We start from the raw sequence: 15610 nt of genomic DNA on the forward strand, positions 1-15610 counted from the left end.
GACTCTTCACGTCATTGGCTGCTGCAGATTGGGCATAAAAAAACCACGAGAGTGTTGCAACTCTCGTGGTAATTGAAGTGGTAATTTTCAAGTGACCCACTTAAAGGCCGCATAAAACCACGCTACTTGGCGGAAACGGAGGGATTCGAACCCTCGATGAGGCTCTACACCCCATACTCCCTTAGCAGGGGAGCACCTTCGGCCACTCGGTCACGTTTCCAGTAGGTGAAATTATAACTTAGGCTTGGTCCAGATCGAAGGCTTTGTGCAGGGCGCGCACCGCCAATTCCATGTATTTTTCGTCGATCACGACCGAGGTCTTGATTTCCGATGTGGAGATCATTTGGATGTTGATGCCCTCTTCGCTCAGGCTGCGGAACATCTTGCTGGCCACGCCCACATGGCTGCGCATGCCAATGCCGACGATGGACACTTTGCAGATTTTGGCGTCGCCCGAAACTTCGGCCGCACCCAGTGCGGGCAAGACTTTTTCCTTGAGCAGGTCGATGGTCTTGGCGTAGTCGTTGCGGTGAACCGTGAAGCTGAAGTCGGTCTTGCCGTCTTTGCTCAAGTTCTGAATGATCACATCGACTTCGATGTTGGCGTCGGCCACTGCGCCCAGAATTTGGTAGGCAATGCCGGGCTTGTCGGGCACGCCCAACACGGAGATTTTGGCTTCGTCGCGGTTGAATGCGATGCCGGAAACGACGGCTTGTTCCATTTGTTCGTCTTCCTCAAAAGTGATCAGGGTGCCGGATGCGGCTTCTTCGTTGATGTCGATGTCCCAGGGCGTGAAGCTGGACAGCACACGCATGGGGACTTTGTATTTGCCAGCAAACTCCACCGAGCGGATTTGCAGGACCTTGGAGCCCAGAGACGCCATCTCCAGCATCTCTTCAAAGCTCACGGTGTGCAGGCGGCGCGCCTCGGGCACGACGCGGGGGTCGGTGGTGTAGACACCGTCCACATCGGTGTAGATCAGGCATTCATCGGCTTTGAGGGCAGCGGCCACGGCCACAGCCGAGGTGTCAGAGCCGCCACGACCCAACGTGGTGATGTTGCCGTTGTCGTCAACACCCTGAAAGCCGGTGATGATCACCACTTTGCCGGCATTCAAATCACCCATCACGCGGGCATCATCGATCGACTCGATGCGGGCCTTGGTGAAAGCGCTGTTGGTCTTGATGGCCACTTGCCAGCCTGCATAACTGACCGAAGGTTGACCTTCGGATTGCAGCGCAATGGCCAACAGAGCCGAAGAAGCTTGCTCGCCTGTGGAGGCGAGCATGTCGAGCTCGCGGCTGTAGTCATCGCCAGGTTTGGCGGGGGCCAGCTCTTTGGCCAAGCCGAGCAGGCGGTTGGTTTCGCCGCTCATGGCGCTGGGGACCACGACAATCTGGTGGCCTGCACGGGCCCATTTGGCCACGCGCTTGGCGACATTTCGGATGCGCTCGGTCGAGCCCATCGAGGTGCCGCCGTATTTGTGAACGATCAAAGCCATGTGTAAGGTTCAAGTGATGGTGAAACCGGACACGCATCGCCAAGAATCCTTGTCGCTGGCCCCGGAAAAACCCTAGATTGTACCCATCGGCCTGACGCTTTCTTGACCGGTCCAAGCCAAATGATGGGCCTTTCGCTCAACAAAGCCCTGCCCCACCTTAAGGTGCACGCGGTGCCCCCGGGTGGTGCAAGCCGCCACTTGGTCGAGCAATTCATGCAGTTGCGCCGTGCTGGGCGTGGTGGCATGGTGTTGACGCAGCCAATGGCGCAACACCAGCGCTTGGCGGGCGCGGCTGAGTTGCTGCAACGCCTGGATGCGTGGCGGCACGCCCACTCGGGCCAAGTCTTGCGCGGCCACCTCGTTCAGCACCTCTTGCGCCTCTGCGGCATGCGCGGCACTGCGTGCAAACGTTTCTCGAAAAGCAGGCAAAGCCTCGGACAATGCGGGCAAGACGCGGGCGCGGATGCGGTTGCGGGTGTAGCGCTCGTCGGTGTTGCTGGGGTCTTCTACCCAGCTTTGGGTGTGCGCTTGTTCCTTGAGCCATTCGCGCAGTGCTGCCCCCGGAACGGTCAGACAAGGGCGGTGCCAGTTCAGGCCCTGGCGCATCCACTGCGCCGGCATGCTGGCCAAGCCGGGCAAGCCTGCGCCACGCGACAAGGCGATGAGCAAAGTCTCCACCTGGTCGTCGGCATGTTGGGCCAGCGCGATGTCTTGCACGTCAGGCCATTCACTTTGCACCGATTCGGCCAGCGCCGCATAACGGGCTTTTCGGGCAGCGTCTTCCGGACTTTGGCCGGGGGCATGGCCTGCATGCACTCGACGCACAGCCAAAGGCACGTTCAATTGCTGACACAGGTCACGGCAATGGGCTTCAAAGGTGTCGGCAGCGTCTTGCAAGCCGTGGTGGATGTGCACCGCCCTCACCTGCCCTGGCCATCGCTGGGCACAGGCCAACAGCAATGCGGTTGAATCGGCCCCGCCGCTGAGAGCCACCGCAAAAGGAAGGCCCGGGCTGAAATCAGCCAGGGCCTGTTCTAGGGGGTGCGCCGATGGCTTGGCCATATGGGAAGCCAGACGCCTCAGCTCAGCGCTTACTTGCCGGCTTTGGTATCGGTGAAACGGCCGTAGCTGTTCAGGCGCTCGTAGCGACGGTCCAGCAGCTCTTTGGGCTTGAGGTCCGCCACTTGGCGCCAAGCATCGCCCAGAGCCCGCTTGAGAAAGGACACCATTTGCTCGGTATCCCGGTGCGCGCCGCCCACAGGTTCGTTGACGATCTTGTCAATCAGACCCAAGGCCTTCAGACGGTGGGCTGTGATGCCCAACGCGTCGGCCGCCACTTCGGCCTTCTCGCTGGTTTTCCACAAAATGGAGGCACAACCCTCCGGGCTGATGACCGAATACACCGAGTACTGCAGCATCAGCACCTGGTCGGCCACCGAAATGGCCAATGCGCCGCCCGAGCCACCTTCGCCGATGATGGTGGTGATGATGGGCACTTCCAACTGGGCCATCTCGAAGATGTTGCGGCCAATGGCTTCGGACTGACCGCGCTCTTCGGCGTCGATGCCGGGGTAAGCGCCGGGCGTGTCCACAAAGGTGAACACGGGCAGCTTGAACTTTTCGGCGGTCTTCATCAGGCGCAGCGCTTTGCGGTAGCCCTCGGGCTTGCTCATGCCAAAGTTGCGCAGGGTGCGCTCTTTGGTGTCGCGCCCTTTTTGCTGGCCGAGCACCATGCAGGCCTGGCCATTGAAGCGGGCCAAGCCGCCCACAATGGACAAATCGTCGGCAAAGTGGCGGTCGCCGTGCATCTCAACAAAGTCGGTGAAGATGCCGTGGATGTAATCCAGCGTGTAAGGACGCTCAGGGTGGCGCGAAATTTTGGTGACCTGCCACGGGGTCAGGTCGCTGTAAATGTCTTTGGTCAGTTGCTGGCTTTTCTTGCTCAGCTGCTCGATTTCGAGGGTGATGTCCACCGCCGACTCGGTTTGCACATAGCGCAACTCTTCGATCTTGGCTTCGAGTTCGGCAACGGGTTGCTCAAAGTCGAGAAATGTTTTTTTGGCCAAGTGGGACTCCTCTGTTCTTAACCGGGTGGACGCCTCGTCCAGCCCTCAATACGCCACCGGAACCGGGTCCAGCGAGCGCCAAATATACCAAGTTGCCACAGTCGCATAGGGACTCCAGGCCTGGGCCACCTCACGGGCGTCGCTGCGGCTGACCGGCTCACCCGAAAAATAGTTGCGGCTGATGCCATTGATCAAACCCACATCGTCCAGCGGCAGCACATTGGGACGCATCAGGTGGAAGATCAGAAACATCTCGGCGGTCCAGCGGCCAATGCCCCGGATGGCCACCAATTCGTCAATGATGGCCTCGTCGTCCATCTCTTGCCAAGCCTTGACGTGCACCGTGCCCGAGCTGAAGTGCATGGCCAAATCGACCAAATATTCCACCTTGCGGGCCGACAAACCGGCCGCACGCATGTCGTCGACCTTGAGTTTGAGAACAGCAGCAGGCGTCAGGCGCTTGGTGAGCAGCGAAAAACGGTCCCACACCGACTGGGCCGCCTTGACCGAGATTTGCTGGCCCACGATGGAACGCGCCAAAGTGACGAACGCGTCACCCCGGGTCTCCAAAATGGCATTGCCAAATTGGGGAATGAGCTTTTTCATGACCCGGTCTTTTTTGGCCAGGTGCGCACAGGCCTCGGCCCAGTACTCGGGCGTCACGGGGATCACAGAAGTTGTTGCAGCACTCATGGAGCCGCCTCCCAAGTCGTGCCAGTGGCAGCGTCTTTCAAGACGATGCCTTGGGCCAGTAAGTCGTTGCGAATACGGTCGGCTTCGGCAAAGTTCTTGGCCTTTTTGGCGTCCGCCCGGGCCTGAATTTGGGCCTGAATGGCCGCTTCATCCAATCCGGCCCCCGCCTGCAGGTAAAGCATTGGGTCGGTTTGCAGCAAACCGAGCAAGCCACCCAAGGCTTTGAGCATGCCCGCACGCTCTGCCGAGCCGCTGCGGTTGACTTCCCCTGCCAACTCAAAGAGGACGGCCACCGCCTCAGGCGTGCCGAAGTCTTCGTCCATGGCGGCTTTGAAGCGGGCGGCCAAGGGATCAGCCCAATCGATGCGTACATCGGCAGCAGGCACAGCCTGCAGCGCGGTGTACAGGCGTTTCAGGGCGCCCTTGGCGTCGTTCAGGTGCACATCGCTGTAATTGAGCGAGCTGCGGTAGTGGCTGCGCACGATGAAAAAGCGCACGGTCTCGGCATCAAATTCTTTGAGCACATCGCGGATGGTGAAGAAATTGCCCAGGCTCTTGGACATCTTTTCGTTGTCCACATTGATGAAGCCGTTGTGCATCCAAAACCGCGCCAAAGGCTGGCCATTGGCGCCTTCGCTTTGGGCGATTTCGTTTTCATGGTGCGGAAACTGCAGGTCGGCCCCGCCGCCGTGGATATCGAAAGTCTGGCCCAGTAATTCGCAGGCCATGGCCGAGCACTCGATGTGCCAGCCAGGGCGGCCCGTGCCAAAGGGGCTGGCCCATTTCACGTCTTCTGGCTCGGTGGGCTTGGCGCTTTTCCAAAGCACAAAGTCCAGCGGGTCTTGCTTGTCCGACTCCACGGCCACACGCTCGCCCGCATTCAATTCGTCCAGCGACTTGCCAGACAACTTGCCGTAGCCCGCAAACTTGCGCACCGAATAGTTCACGTCGCCATTGCCCGCTCGGTAAGCCAGGCCTTTTTGCTCCAGCGTGCCGATCATGCTGAGCATTTGCGGCACGAAATCGGTGGCGCGTGGCTCGTGCTGAGGGCGCTCAATGCCCAAGGCGTCGGCGTCCTGGTGCAGCGCATCGATCATCCGGTCGGTCAAACCGCGGATGGTTTCACCGTTTTCCAGGGCACGTTTGATGATCTTGTCGTCGATGTCGGTGACGTTGCGCACATAAGTGACCTGGTAGCCACTGGCCTTGAGCCAGCGCTGCACCACATCGAACGCAATCATGGAGCGGGCATGCCCCAAGTGGCACAGGTCGTACACGGTCATGCCGCACACATACATGCGCACATGGCCGGGATTGGCCGGTGAAAACTCGGAGACAGCACGGCTCAGCGTGTTGAAAATGCGCAGACTCATGTCAGATCAAAGATTATTTGGTACCAGCTCCCACACGACAGTGTCCGGCATCGGCATCTGATCGGCTCAGGGAAATTCAGAAAATTCAAGGCCATGTTGCAGGCCCCAAACCCGGCTTTTCGGGAGGAGAACTGGCAGTGCTGCCGGTCTGTTGGCCGAATGCCCTCCGCTACAATGACCCTTCAGTATATCCCCGACGAGGGTCCTGCTCCCAGTTTCTGGCAGCCCGAACTCAACACTTTTGGCGCGCATGCAAGCTCTTCTTTCGTTCGTCTTGACCAGTCTCTTGCTGCTCTTCTGTGCGGGTGCTCAAGCAGATGTTTACCAGGACGTGAACCGACTGATCGTCGCAGAGCAATGGTCCAAAGCCCAATCCCAAGCCCAAGAACACCTCAAGACCCGTCCAACCGATCCGCAAATGCGCCTATTGCTCAGCCGCATTCAGGACGGTCAAGGCCAAACCACCGAGGCCATGGCCACCCTTCAGGGTCTGACCCAGTCTTACCCCGAGTTGCCAGAACCCCACAACAACCTGGCCGCCCTGCTGGCACGCCAAAATCGGTATGCCGAAGCCTTGGAAGCCCTGCAAGCGGCTGTGCGTGCCCGCCCCGATTACGGCACGGCCTTGGAAAATTTGGGTGATGTTTATATGGCACTGGCCATTCAGGCCTACCAGAACGCCAGCCGCGCCCCTGCCCCGCAGCCCCGCGTGACGAGCAAACGCTTGGCGGCTGAACAATTGCTGAAGTCACCGGCCCCTTGATGGGCAAAGCCCTTTGAGCACCCCATCCAGCACCACCCCACTTTGCACCGTTGAAAGAATATTCATGCGCCGCTCCCGCTTTTTGACATCTTTGGCCATGACGCTGGCCCTGCCCTTGGCTCTGGGGCTGCCCATGGCCAGCCAAGCTCAGACGGGTGGCGTGAGCAAAGTGCGCATCAGCACCACCCAGGGTGACATCGAAGCGGAGTTGTATGCCGACAAGGCGCCCAAAACCGTGGCCAACTTTTTGCAGTATGTGAATGACAAGCACTACGACGGCACCATTTTTCACCGGGTGATAGCGGGCTTCATGGTGCAAGGCGGTGGCTTTGATGCGCAGTACAAAGAAAAGAAAACCCGTGCCCCGGTGCAGCACGAAGGCCGCCAATCACTGGCCGCAGGCCTGAAAAACACCACCGGCACTTTGGCCATGGCCCGCACCAACGACCCGCAATCGGCCACAGCGCAGTTCTTCATCAACGTGGTGGACAACGCGTTTTTGGACCCCACGCCCATTCCGGATGGTGATCCCGTTGCGAAATTTGAATACCAAGGCCGTGTTTACGAAAAAGTGGCACGCGCCCAACTGCTGAACGCCCCCCAGCTGTTCGGCTACACCGTTTTTGGCAAAGTCACGTCCGGCATGGACGTGGTCCAAAAAATCCGCAATACGCCCACGGGCGCAGGCGGCCCCTTCCCGACCGATGTTCCACGGACGCCGGTCGTCATCCAATCCATCACTTTGTTGAAGTAACACCATGAGCAACCCACAAGTCGAACTGCACATCACCGGCTACGGCGTCATCACCCTCGAACTGGACGCTGAAAAAGCCCCCAAGTCAACCGAAAATTTCTTGGCCTATGTGAACAAGGGCCACTACAACAACACGATTTTTCACCGTGTGATCCCCGGCTTCATGGTCCAAGGCGGTGGCTTTGAGCCCGGCATGAGCCAAAAGCCCACCGATGCCACCATTGAGAACGAAGCCAACAACGGTCTGAAGAACGACGAGTACACCGTGGCCATGGCCCGTACATCGGCCCCCCACTCGGCCACAGCCCAGTTCTTCATCAACGTCGCCAAAAACGACTTTTTGAACCACACTGCGCCCTCTATGCAAGGCTGGGGCTATGCCGTGTTCGGCAAAGTGGTCAAAGGCACCGAAGTGGTTGACCAGATCAAGGGCGTGAAAACCGGCAACCGCGGCGGCCACGGTGACGTGCCCAAAGAAGACGTCGTGATCGAAAAAGCTGTCGCCATTTGATGGTCTGAATCATGTCTGCTGACCCGCGCACCACCGCTCCGAGCCTCGGTCGGCTGACAGCGCCAGCGACCTGGCAAACCGTGGACCTGATCTCGGACCTGCATTTGCAGGCCTCCGAGACCACCACGTATGAAGCCTGGCGCGACTACATGGCCCGCACCACCGCCGATGCGGTGCTGATTTTGGGTGACTTGTTTGAAGTCTGGGTCGGCGACGATGCTGCAGCCCAAGACCCCTTTTTGCAAAGTTGCGCCGAGGTTTTGCGCCAAACTGCGCAGCGTGCCCATGTGGCCTTCATGCACGGTAACCGCGATTTTTTAGTCGGCCCGGATTACTTGGGCGACTGTGGCGTCGCCACTCTGACGGACCCTACCTTGCTGGAACTGGGTAAGCAACGCATCCTGCTCAGCCATGGCGACGCCCTGTGCTTGGACGACAAACCCTACCAGGCGTTCAGACTGCAAGCCCGCAGCCCCCAATGGCAACAGGATTTTTTGGCCAAACCCTTGGCAGAACGCCAGGAATTCGCCCGCAGTTTGCGTGCACTCAGCGAGTCGCAAAAACACGAAGGCATGACCTTTGCGGATGCCGATTTAGAGATGAGCCTGTTTTGGCTTGCACAAGCTCAAGCCGATTGCTTGGTCCATGGCCACACACACCGACCAGCAGACCATGCCTTGGGCTCGGCACAGCGGCATGTGCTGAGCGACTGGTCCTTGGACCACGCACCTTTGCGGGCGCAGGTGTTCAGGCTGCAGCGCGATGGCGCTTCACAGCGCATCGATTGGCTCTAAAGCAGTCTTCTTTTTCTAGAGAAACGTACAGATAAAAAAACGGCCGCTCGCAAGCGGCCGTTTTGCATGCGGCGGGCCGATCAGCTGCGCAGCAGGTTCTTCAAGACGTTTTGCAAACGGCGTGCGGTAGCCTCTTCGTGCGGACCCGACAAGACCTGCGCCACATCTTGACCCCAGGTTTCGCGGGGACCAGGTTGGTTGCGCTGGGTCAGCAATTGCAATTGCAGCATCCGGCGCTCGCTCAAATTGTCTGCGGGTGTGGGCACTTCAGCGGCCATTTCGAGGCGCAACAAAGCGGTAGCGGCCGGGGTCTTGACCTCGGCGCTGACGGCTTGCGCCCATGCTTGGCGTGTGGTCGCGTTGATGGCACGGCCTAACTCTTGTACGCTTGGCAATGCATCGGCTTGGCGTTCTTGCCAAGCGCTCATCAAACGGGTCAGTGTTTCACCATGGGCTTGCGCGGCCAATTTGCGCAGAGACATCTCAGCCCGCTCCATGGCTTCACGTTGCGCACGGAATGCGGCATCGCCCAAACGAGGGCCTCGGTCTTCACGGAAATCTCGGCCTTCGCCGCGTGGGCCTCGGTCGCCAAAACGGTCACCACCGCGCTCACCCGAGCGGCCGGTTCCACGGTCACCACCAGGCCGCGCACCCCGATCGCCGGGACGGCCATCACGGCGACCATCGCGCCCGTCTCGTCCAGTGGCGGATTCGGTTTTCTTCTGTCCAGGACGGTCATCGCCGCGCACCGCCACGACTGGCTTGGCCGGTTTGGGAGGAGCCACGGGGGCTGCAGGAGCTTCGACCGGCGTGTCATCGCTGCCGTTGCTGCTGGCTTCAACCGCGTCAGCAGGCAAATCCGTTGCAGAGTCTGCTCCAGCAGCCGTTGCCTTGGCAGCCGCTTCTTCGGCGGAAACGTCAGAAACTGCCACCGCTGCAGGCGCATTGCTTGAGGCAACATGCGAAGCCTGAGCCTCTTGGGCTTGGCCACGCAAAGCCACATCCAAAGCCGCCATGGCCGCGCGAATTTTGCTGGCATCGCCCGCAGCGTTGGCTTCGTCCAGGGCTTTCGACGCATCGATCACGGCGCGGTCGCGGGCGGTCAAGGGAGCCGACGAAGTTTGGCGTTCGGTGCCTTTGCGCTGGAAAGCATCGTCCAGCGGAGCGCGGAACACTTCCCACAGTTTTTGTTCGGTCTTGCGGTCCAAGGGCACGGCTTGGGCTTCGACCTGCCAGCGTTGTTGCAACGCTTTGACCGCGTCCACCCGCAATGCAGGTGCTGCGCCCAACTCACGGGCTTCGGTGATCAGCGTATGGCGACGTTCCACGCTGGCTTTTTGGGCCGCTTCAAGGCGGGCCGCTGCGGCTTTGAAAATGGCTTTCCATTGCGACTGCATTTCACCAAACGATTTTTCGCTCAAGTGGCCGGCATTGCGCCAACGGTCGGCAAACTGGTGCAAGGCACGCAGTTGGGCACGCCAGTCTTCGCTTTCTGCATTGGCCGTGGACCAAGCCTTGACTTCGTCCATGAGGGCCACACGTTGTGCACGGTGGTCGGCGGACTCTTTTTTCATCTGTTCGAGCCAAACCAAAACCGCTTTGTAGGCTTCGTTGCAAGCGGCATCAAACCGCTTCCAAAGTGCATGGTTGGGCAAACCACCTTGATCGGTTTGCTTCCAGCTGTCGCGCAATTGGCGCAGCTTGTCTTGCATTTTGCGACCACCCACGGTGGGCACTTTGTCGGCGCCCAGAAGGCCTTCAGCCTGGGCCACCAAACTCTGGCGGACTTGGTCAGCCAGCCAGCGTTGCCAGCCCTCTGCGTCACCAGCAGCCGTCAAGGCCAGGTGCACGCGCTCGTCCAATGTGGTGTCCAGGTTTTTGCCATGGGTTTTGAGCGCAGCACGCAAAGCTTCGGCGCCCTCGGGCAAGGCGGCGCCTTGGCTTTCGGTGATCTGCTTTTCCAAGGCTTCCAAGACTTCGGTCACAGCCTTGCCTGCTTGCTCGCGCAGGGCTTGGCGTTGGGCCGCATCCATTTTGGGTTTGGCAGGCTTGACTTCTTTGGCAGCCTCCGCAGCTTGGGCCGTGTTACCACCGTGAGCAGGCGTCTGCACCTCGGCCACCACCTCGCCGCGCAAACGGCGAACTTCATCGGCCCATACTGGCACCGATGGCAAGGGGGCTGAGGCATCGATCTGGGCTTGTTGGGCCAACACCAATGCGGCTGAAAAACCTTGCCACACCGCTTGCAATTGGTTAGAAGCCGCATCCAATTGGGCTGGAAACTTGGGGTCCACGCTGGGCCAGACCATGTTGGTGGTCAATTGCTGTGCCTGGGTTTGCCACTGGTCAACATCACTCTGCAAACCTGTCATCGCCGTGTGCGCTTCGGCGATAGGCTTGGTCGAGAGCACTTCGATGCGCTGAGCCAACAGCACCGCGGCTTCGCGTTGCACCATCACCTGGTGCTGCAGGTCCTCGACGCCTTTGACCACTTCGGCCAGACGGACCTTCAAACTCGCCAGCGGCTCGCGCGAGAGCGGCGCTCCAGCTTTGGCCGCATCCCTTTGCCATGCCATGGCATCGCCAATATTCAAGCGGGAAGCCTGCAACAACTGCTCGGCCTTTTGGGCCCAATCGCTTGCCAAAGCGTCTTGGCCTTGCAAGCGCTTGAGCTCATCGAGTTTTTCCTTGAGCAGTTTGGCGGCCCCTTTGTCACGGGAGGACATTTCGCGGTAGACCTCGGCCAACAAGTCGATCGAGGGTTCTGTCGTGAGCCATTCGCGTAACTTGGCACTGCGCTCCCCGGAGGTCATGGCATTGAATGCGCCCCCGGTGGATTGGTCAAGGGCAGCGAGGTCAAGGGGCTTGGAGGTTGAGGTCACGGTAAAAACTTTAAAACACGGTTCATGCCAATGCGGCATCGGGGTCAACAGATGGAGGCAGGCCAAATGCCTGAAGCCACTGACAACAACCCCGTATTTTCGCCGGGATTTCACTTGAGCTGGTGCACTGGCGTGAATACGGCGCAATCTCTTGTGATTTGCACAGCGCACCATCTTCCATATGCACTTCAGATCTATTTATATGATTTGATAGTATTGACTCGATATTAGATGTTTCTAAAATCTGCCCAGCATGTGCAAAACGTTGGCTCAAAGCTGCCATCTCAGCCATGAATGTGTTTTGGTGACGCCCGCTGACCTGAAAGCCAAGCACCAGCACCCTCCACCCCCCGCTCACCTTTGAATCACGACGCCCTGTGACGGGGCCTTTGAGAACCAGCCTTCACTGCGCCATGAACATGCCCCGCTTGGTCTTGTGTTTAAAGACCTTTTTCATTGATGTCCGCGAAGGCTTTGTCGAGATCACCCGGCACGGCCTGGCCTTGTTTGGTTTGGCCGTCGTGTTGGTCACACTGACCTTTTCGGCGCGGCCAGACCTGCAAGCCAGCGCCAGCGGAGCCCTGCTGGGCTGGCTCGAAATTCGTCAATCAGAAAACCAAGAACCCACGCCGCAGCGGAATGCGGCCAACCGCGCGACCGCCAAAGACCCTCAGACCCTCACCGAGACTCAATTGCTGGTGACGCGTTGGCTCAGCCGCAAATACCGCGTATCACCGGAGCCTTTGGGCGCCATGGTGGCAGAAGCCTGGGTCTTGGGAGAGCGCAGCCAGTTGCCACCCAGTTTGATCTTGGCCATCATGGCCGTCCAATCGCGCTTCAACCCCTTTGCCTCAGCCATTGCGGGTCAAGTCGGCTTGATGCAAATTGAGTTGCAAGCCCACACCGAGACCTTGGCGCAGTTTGGCGGCACGCTGTCGGCTTTTGACCCCCTGACCAATGTGCGGGTGGGGGTGCGGCACCTTCAAGGCCTGATTCAACAGACCGACTCCCTGGAAGAAGCCTTGGCGCTTTATGGCTTGTCTTCGGGGTTCAGTGACGAAGGCCAATTTGTTGACCGGGTGCTGGCCGAGCAGCTGTTGATTGAAAAAGCCTTTGGGAAATGATCACCCGCCATCAGGGTGGATCTTAGATTTCGAGGACGGTTCTTCACCCGTTGAGCGTCTCTGAGATCCCTGCCGGCTGAGCTACACTTACGCCGTGCGCGACTGGCGATAGGAGCCCCTGCTCGGTAGGACCGAAAAGGATCACTCTGACGTGGAACGCGATGGCCAAAGAGGCCACCCCAAACCACTGGGAAGCGCACAGCCCGAGACGGGTCTGCATACCCAGTCTCGGGTTATCAGCCGTTCGCCTGGGCAGCCCTTGTCAAAGAACCCCCCGTTTTTGGTCAAGGTCACATCCATCCAAAGGACTGCCATGTACAACCGCAACACATTGATTGAGCAAACCGATCCCGAGCTGTTCGCCGCCATTCAGGCCGAGAATGCCCGCCAAGAACACCACATTGAGCTGATCGCCAGCGAGAACTACGCCTCGCCCGCCGTCATGGCCGCCCAAGGCAGCCAGCTCACCAACAAATACGCCGAAGGCTACCCAGGCAAGCGCTACTACGGTGGCTGCGAGCATGTGGACGTGGCCGAGCAACTGGCCATTGACCGAATCAAACAAATTTTTGGCGCCGAAGCTGCCAACGTGCAGCCGCACTGCGGCGCATCGGCCAACGAAGCGGTCTTTTTGGCTTTCTTGAAGCCTGGTGACACCATCATGGGAATGAGCCTGGCCGAAGGTGGCCACCTGACACACGGCATGCCGCTGAACATGTCCGGCAAGTGGTTCAACGTGGTGAGCTATGGCTTGGACGCCAACGAAGCCATCGACTACGAGGCCATGGAAGCCAAAGCCCGCGAAACCCAGCCTAAACTGATCATTGCCGGTGCCTCGGCCTATTCGCTGCACATCGACTTTGCCCGTTTTGCCAAAGTGGCCAAGGAAGTCGGCGCCATCTTTTTGGTGGACATGGCCCACTACGCGGGTCTGATTGCCGCAGGCGTGTACCCCAACCCGGTGCCCCACGCTGACGTCGTCACCTCCACCACCCACAAGAGCTTGCGCGGCCCCCGCGGCGGCATCATCTTGATGAAGGCCGAGCACGAAAAAGCCATCAACAGCGCCATCTTCCCCGGCCTGCAAGGCGGCCCACTGATGCATGTGATCGCGGCCAAAGCCGTGGCTTTCAAAGAAGCGCTGCAGCCTGAATTCAAGGCCTACCAAGCCCAAGTGATCAAGAACGCGCAGATCATTGCCGAAACCTTGACCGCTCGGGGCCTGCGCATCGTCAGCGGCGGCACCCAGAGCCACGTCATGCTGGTGGACCTGCGTGCCAAGGGCATCACCGGCAAAGTGGCCGAAGCTGCCTTGGGCAACGCCCACATGACCATCAACAAAAACGCCATCCCGAACGACCCAGAAAAGCCATTCGTGACCAGTGGCGTGCGCATCGGCACACCCGCCATGACCACCCGCGGTTTCAAGGACGAAGAAGCCCGCGCCACGGCCCATCTGATTGCCGATGTGCTCGACAACCCACTGGACGAAGCCAACTTGGCCGCTGTGCGCGCCAAGGTGCACGCCCTGACCAGCCGTTTCCCGGTTTACGGCTGATCGGGCTGCACGATGAAATGCCCGTTTTGCGGTCACCTCGAAACCCAAGTGGTCGAGACACGGCTGGCCGAAGACGGGGATTTCATTCGCCGTCGGCGTCAATGTGGGGCGTGTGAAAAGCGCTTCACCACTTACGAAAAACCCGAAGTGAGTTTCCCGGCCATCGTCAAAAAAGACGGTCGCCGCATCGAATACCAACGCGACAAACTGCGCGCCAGCCTCAACTTGGCCTTGCGCAAACGCCCTGTGAGCACTGAGCAGGTGGACGGCGCGATTGAGCGCATCGAAGAAAAACTGCTGGCCATGCCCAGTCGCGAAGTGGCCTCGCACCGCATTGGTGAGCTGGTCATGCGCGAGCTTAAAAAGCTCGACAAAGTGGCCTATGTGCGCTTTGCCAGCGTGTACCGCAACTTTGAAGACATCGACGAGTTCAAGACGCTGGTGGACGAAGTCCAAAGCTGAAGCTTTCCCCCACTGTGGGCCTTCTCAGGGGCACGTCTCTGGGTTGTACTTTTCAATTCGGGGCTTGCCCAAGGCATTGCTCACCACTTGCCAGCCCACTTGTGCGGTTGCCAGGCAAAAGCGCCAAGTTCCGGCCATGAACGCACCGCCCGTGCTTTGGCTGCGCCCTTCTGAACCATACGAAAAATAGCCTTTGACCGTGCTGGCAACGCCCATGCGCACTGCCCGTGGCACATCGCCATGCACCTCGATCAAGGGCTCTTCGGCTTCGCGCTTGGCATTGTCGTTGGCGTCCACAAACACCAACCACCCGTTTTGCCATGGCGCTGAGACATCGCAAGCGTTGTCGCGTGTGCGTGGGCACAAAGTGACACGTTGCTGCCGCCGCAAAGCCTCTGAGCGGGCCAGCACCAAACTGTCCAACAGCCCCTCAGCCTGGGCTTGCAACTGGTGGCGAGTACGCATTCCTGAAACCGAGGGTGCCGCCAAGGCCACCAACACCCCGACCAGCGCCAGCACTACCAAGGCCTCCAGCAGGGTGAAGCCTCCCGCATGGTCTCGCGGCCTCGATTCACAGCGCAACAAATCCATTTTGTGCATGGCCAGACTGTACAAGAAGAATACATAAGGCCACAATAAAAACAAAACTGGAGAGTCCATGCACATGACCAGACCCCTTACAGCTGCTCGCCCCCCTGCCCAGCCAAACGCCCGCGGTTGGACACTCGCCGAGCTGCTGATCAGCTTGGCCTTGATGAGTGTGCTGGCGGCAGTGGCCCTGCCCACCTACCAACAACAGCAGCGCCAAGCCCGCCGCGGCGACGGGCAAGCGGCCTTGCTGCAACTGCAAATGGACCAAGCGCGCTGGCGCAGCACGCACGAGCGTTACGCCAGCAGCGTGAGCGAGCTCGGTTGGGCGCAGGGTTTGTCACCCCAGGGGCACTACCAAATCACGGTGACCGATGCCACGGCCGAAGGCTATTTTGCGCAGGCTACCGGACTGGGAAGCCAATCTGCAGACCGCGAATGCGCCAAATTGGGCTTGCGCTGGCAAGGCGGTGCCACTGCAATTTTCAGCGCAGGCGAGCACCCAGACAGTGACCCGGCATCTTGCTGGCGGCGTTGAACA

At 59.5% G+C, this 15610-nt stretch carries 16 protein-coding genes, 1 tRNA gene and 1 riboswitch; of the genes, 8 read left to right on the forward strand and 9 right to left on the reverse strand.

Annotated elements, in window-relative coordinates; genetic code table 11:
* Window positions 1-127 precede the first annotated feature (127 nt).
* From SWE17_RS06445 to cysS, 6 genes are all read right to left on the reverse strand, one after another.
* Window positions 128-220: transfer RNA gene (locus SWE17_RS06445), tRNA-Ser, on the reverse strand.
* A gap of 18 nt (window positions 221-238) precedes the next feature.
* On the reverse strand, window positions 239-1501 hold the full coding sequence (locus tag SWE17_RS06450; RefSeq protein WP_100173266.1) for an aspartate kinase: 1263 nt from the start codon (window positions 1499-1501) through the stop codon (window positions 239-241).
* Between the two features lie 72 nt (window positions 1502-1573).
* Window positions 1574-2563: a tRNA lysidine(34) synthetase TilS gene (gene tilS, locus SWE17_RS06455; RefSeq protein WP_322992291.1), complete on the reverse strand. Its 990-nt coding sequence runs from the start codon at window positions 2561-2563 to the stop codon at window positions 1574-1576.
* 29 nt (window positions 2564-2592) lie between these two features.
* A complete protein-coding gene (locus tag SWE17_RS06460) occupies window positions 2593-3567 on the reverse strand; it encodes an acetyl-CoA carboxylase carboxyltransferase subunit alpha (protein WP_322992292.1) in 975 nt (324 codons plus the stop codon).
* Window positions 3568-3612: 45 nt separating this feature from the next.
* Complete coding sequence (locus SWE17_RS06465; protein ID WP_322992293.1) at window positions 3613-4260, reverse strand: DNA-3-methyladenine glycosylase 2 family protein; 648 nt, start codon at window positions 4258-4260, stop codon at window positions 3613-3615.
* A complete protein-coding gene (gene cysS / locus SWE17_RS06470) occupies window positions 4257-5633 on the reverse strand; it encodes a cysteine--tRNA ligase (RefSeq protein WP_322992294.1) in 1377 nt (458 codons plus the stop codon). The genes SWE17_RS06465 and cysS overlap by 4 nt, the downstream gene beginning before the upstream one ends.
* Before the next feature lie 250 nt (window positions 5634-5883).
* Between cysS and SWE17_RS06475 the strand changes: the two genes are divergently transcribed.
* The 4 genes from SWE17_RS06475 (at window position 5884) to SWE17_RS06490 (ending at window position 8455) form a co-directional block, all read left to right on the forward strand.
* Window positions 5884-6396 (forward strand): tetratricopeptide repeat protein, encoded by a 513-nt coding sequence (locus SWE17_RS06475; protein ID WP_322992295.1) that lies wholly within the window; start codon window positions 5884-5886, stop codon window positions 6394-6396.
* 64 nt (window positions 6397-6460) lie between these two features.
* Window positions 6461-7150, forward strand: a complete 690-nt coding sequence (locus SWE17_RS06480) for a peptidylprolyl isomerase (protein WP_322992296.1) — start codon at window positions 6461-6463, stop codon at window positions 7148-7150.
* Window positions 7151-7154: 4 nt separating this feature from the next.
* Window positions 7155-7661: a peptidylprolyl isomerase gene (locus SWE17_RS06485; protein ID WP_108286719.1), complete on the forward strand. Its 507-nt coding sequence runs from the start codon at window positions 7155-7157 to the stop codon at window positions 7659-7661.
* An 11-nt stretch (window positions 7662-7672) separates the two neighbouring features.
* Window positions 7673-8455: a UDP-2,3-diacylglucosamine diphosphatase gene (locus SWE17_RS06490; RefSeq protein ID WP_322992297.1), complete on the forward strand. Its 783-nt coding sequence runs from the start codon at window positions 7673-7675 to the stop codon at window positions 8453-8455.
* 80 nt (window positions 8456-8535) lie between these two features.
* Here the strand turns inward: SWE17_RS06490 and SWE17_RS06495 are convergent, their stop codons facing one another.
* A complete protein-coding gene (locus SWE17_RS06495; protein WP_322992298.1) occupies window positions 8536-11376 on the reverse strand; it encodes a DUF349 domain-containing protein in 2841 nt (946 codons plus the stop codon).
* Window positions 11360-11629, reverse strand: a complete 270-nt coding sequence (locus SWE17_RS06500; RefSeq protein WP_322992299.1) for a hypothetical protein — start codon at window positions 11627-11629, stop codon at window positions 11360-11362. The genes SWE17_RS06495 and SWE17_RS06500 overlap by 17 nt, the downstream gene beginning before the upstream one ends.
* 121 nt (window positions 11630-11750) lie before the next feature.
* Here SWE17_RS06500 and SWE17_RS06505 point away from each other — a divergent pair, with 121 nt between their 5' ends.
* From SWE17_RS06505 to nrdR, 3 genes are all read left to right on the forward strand, one after another.
* Window positions 11751-12461, forward strand: a complete 711-nt coding sequence (locus tag SWE17_RS06505; RefSeq protein WP_322992300.1) for a transglycosylase SLT domain-containing protein — start codon at window positions 11751-11753, stop codon at window positions 12459-12461.
* 88 nt (window positions 12462-12549) lie between these two features.
* Window positions 12550-12722: riboswitch (ZMP/ZTP riboswitch) on the forward strand.
* Window positions 12723-12774: 52 nt separating this feature from the next.
* Window positions 12775-14019 carry a serine hydroxymethyltransferase gene (gene glyA / locus SWE17_RS06510; RefSeq protein ID WP_322992301.1) on the forward strand — a complete coding sequence of 415 codons (1245 nt, stop codon included), beginning with the start codon at window positions 12775-12777 and terminating at the stop codon, window positions 14017-14019.
* A 12-nt stretch (window positions 14020-14031) separates the two neighbouring features.
* Entirely contained in the window at window positions 14032-14481 is a 450-nt protein-coding gene (gene nrdR, locus SWE17_RS06515; RefSeq protein WP_322992302.1) for a transcriptional regulator NrdR, read from the forward strand.
* A gap of 24 nt (window positions 14482-14505) precedes the next feature.
* On the opposite strand, the gene SWE17_RS06520 is transcribed toward nrdR, so the two are convergent.
* A complete protein-coding gene (locus SWE17_RS06520) occupies window positions 14506-15141 on the reverse strand; it encodes a GspH/FimT family protein (RefSeq protein ID WP_322992303.1) in 636 nt (211 codons plus the stop codon).
* A 4-nt stretch (window positions 15142-15145) separates the two neighbouring features.
* On the opposite strand from SWE17_RS06520, the gene SWE17_RS06525 reads away from it, so the two are divergent.
* Window positions 15146-15607, forward strand: coding sequence for a type IV pilin protein (locus tag SWE17_RS06525; RefSeq protein ID WP_322992304.1), 462 nt, complete (start codon window positions 15146-15148; stop codon window positions 15605-15607).
* Window positions 15608-15610 lie beyond the last annotated feature (3 nt).

It is taken from the genome of Limnohabitans sp. (assembly GCF_034680285.1).
In the GTDB taxonomy this organism is placed as follows: Bacteria; Pseudomonadota; Gammaproteobacteria; order Burkholderiales; family Burkholderiaceae_C; genus Limnohabitans_A.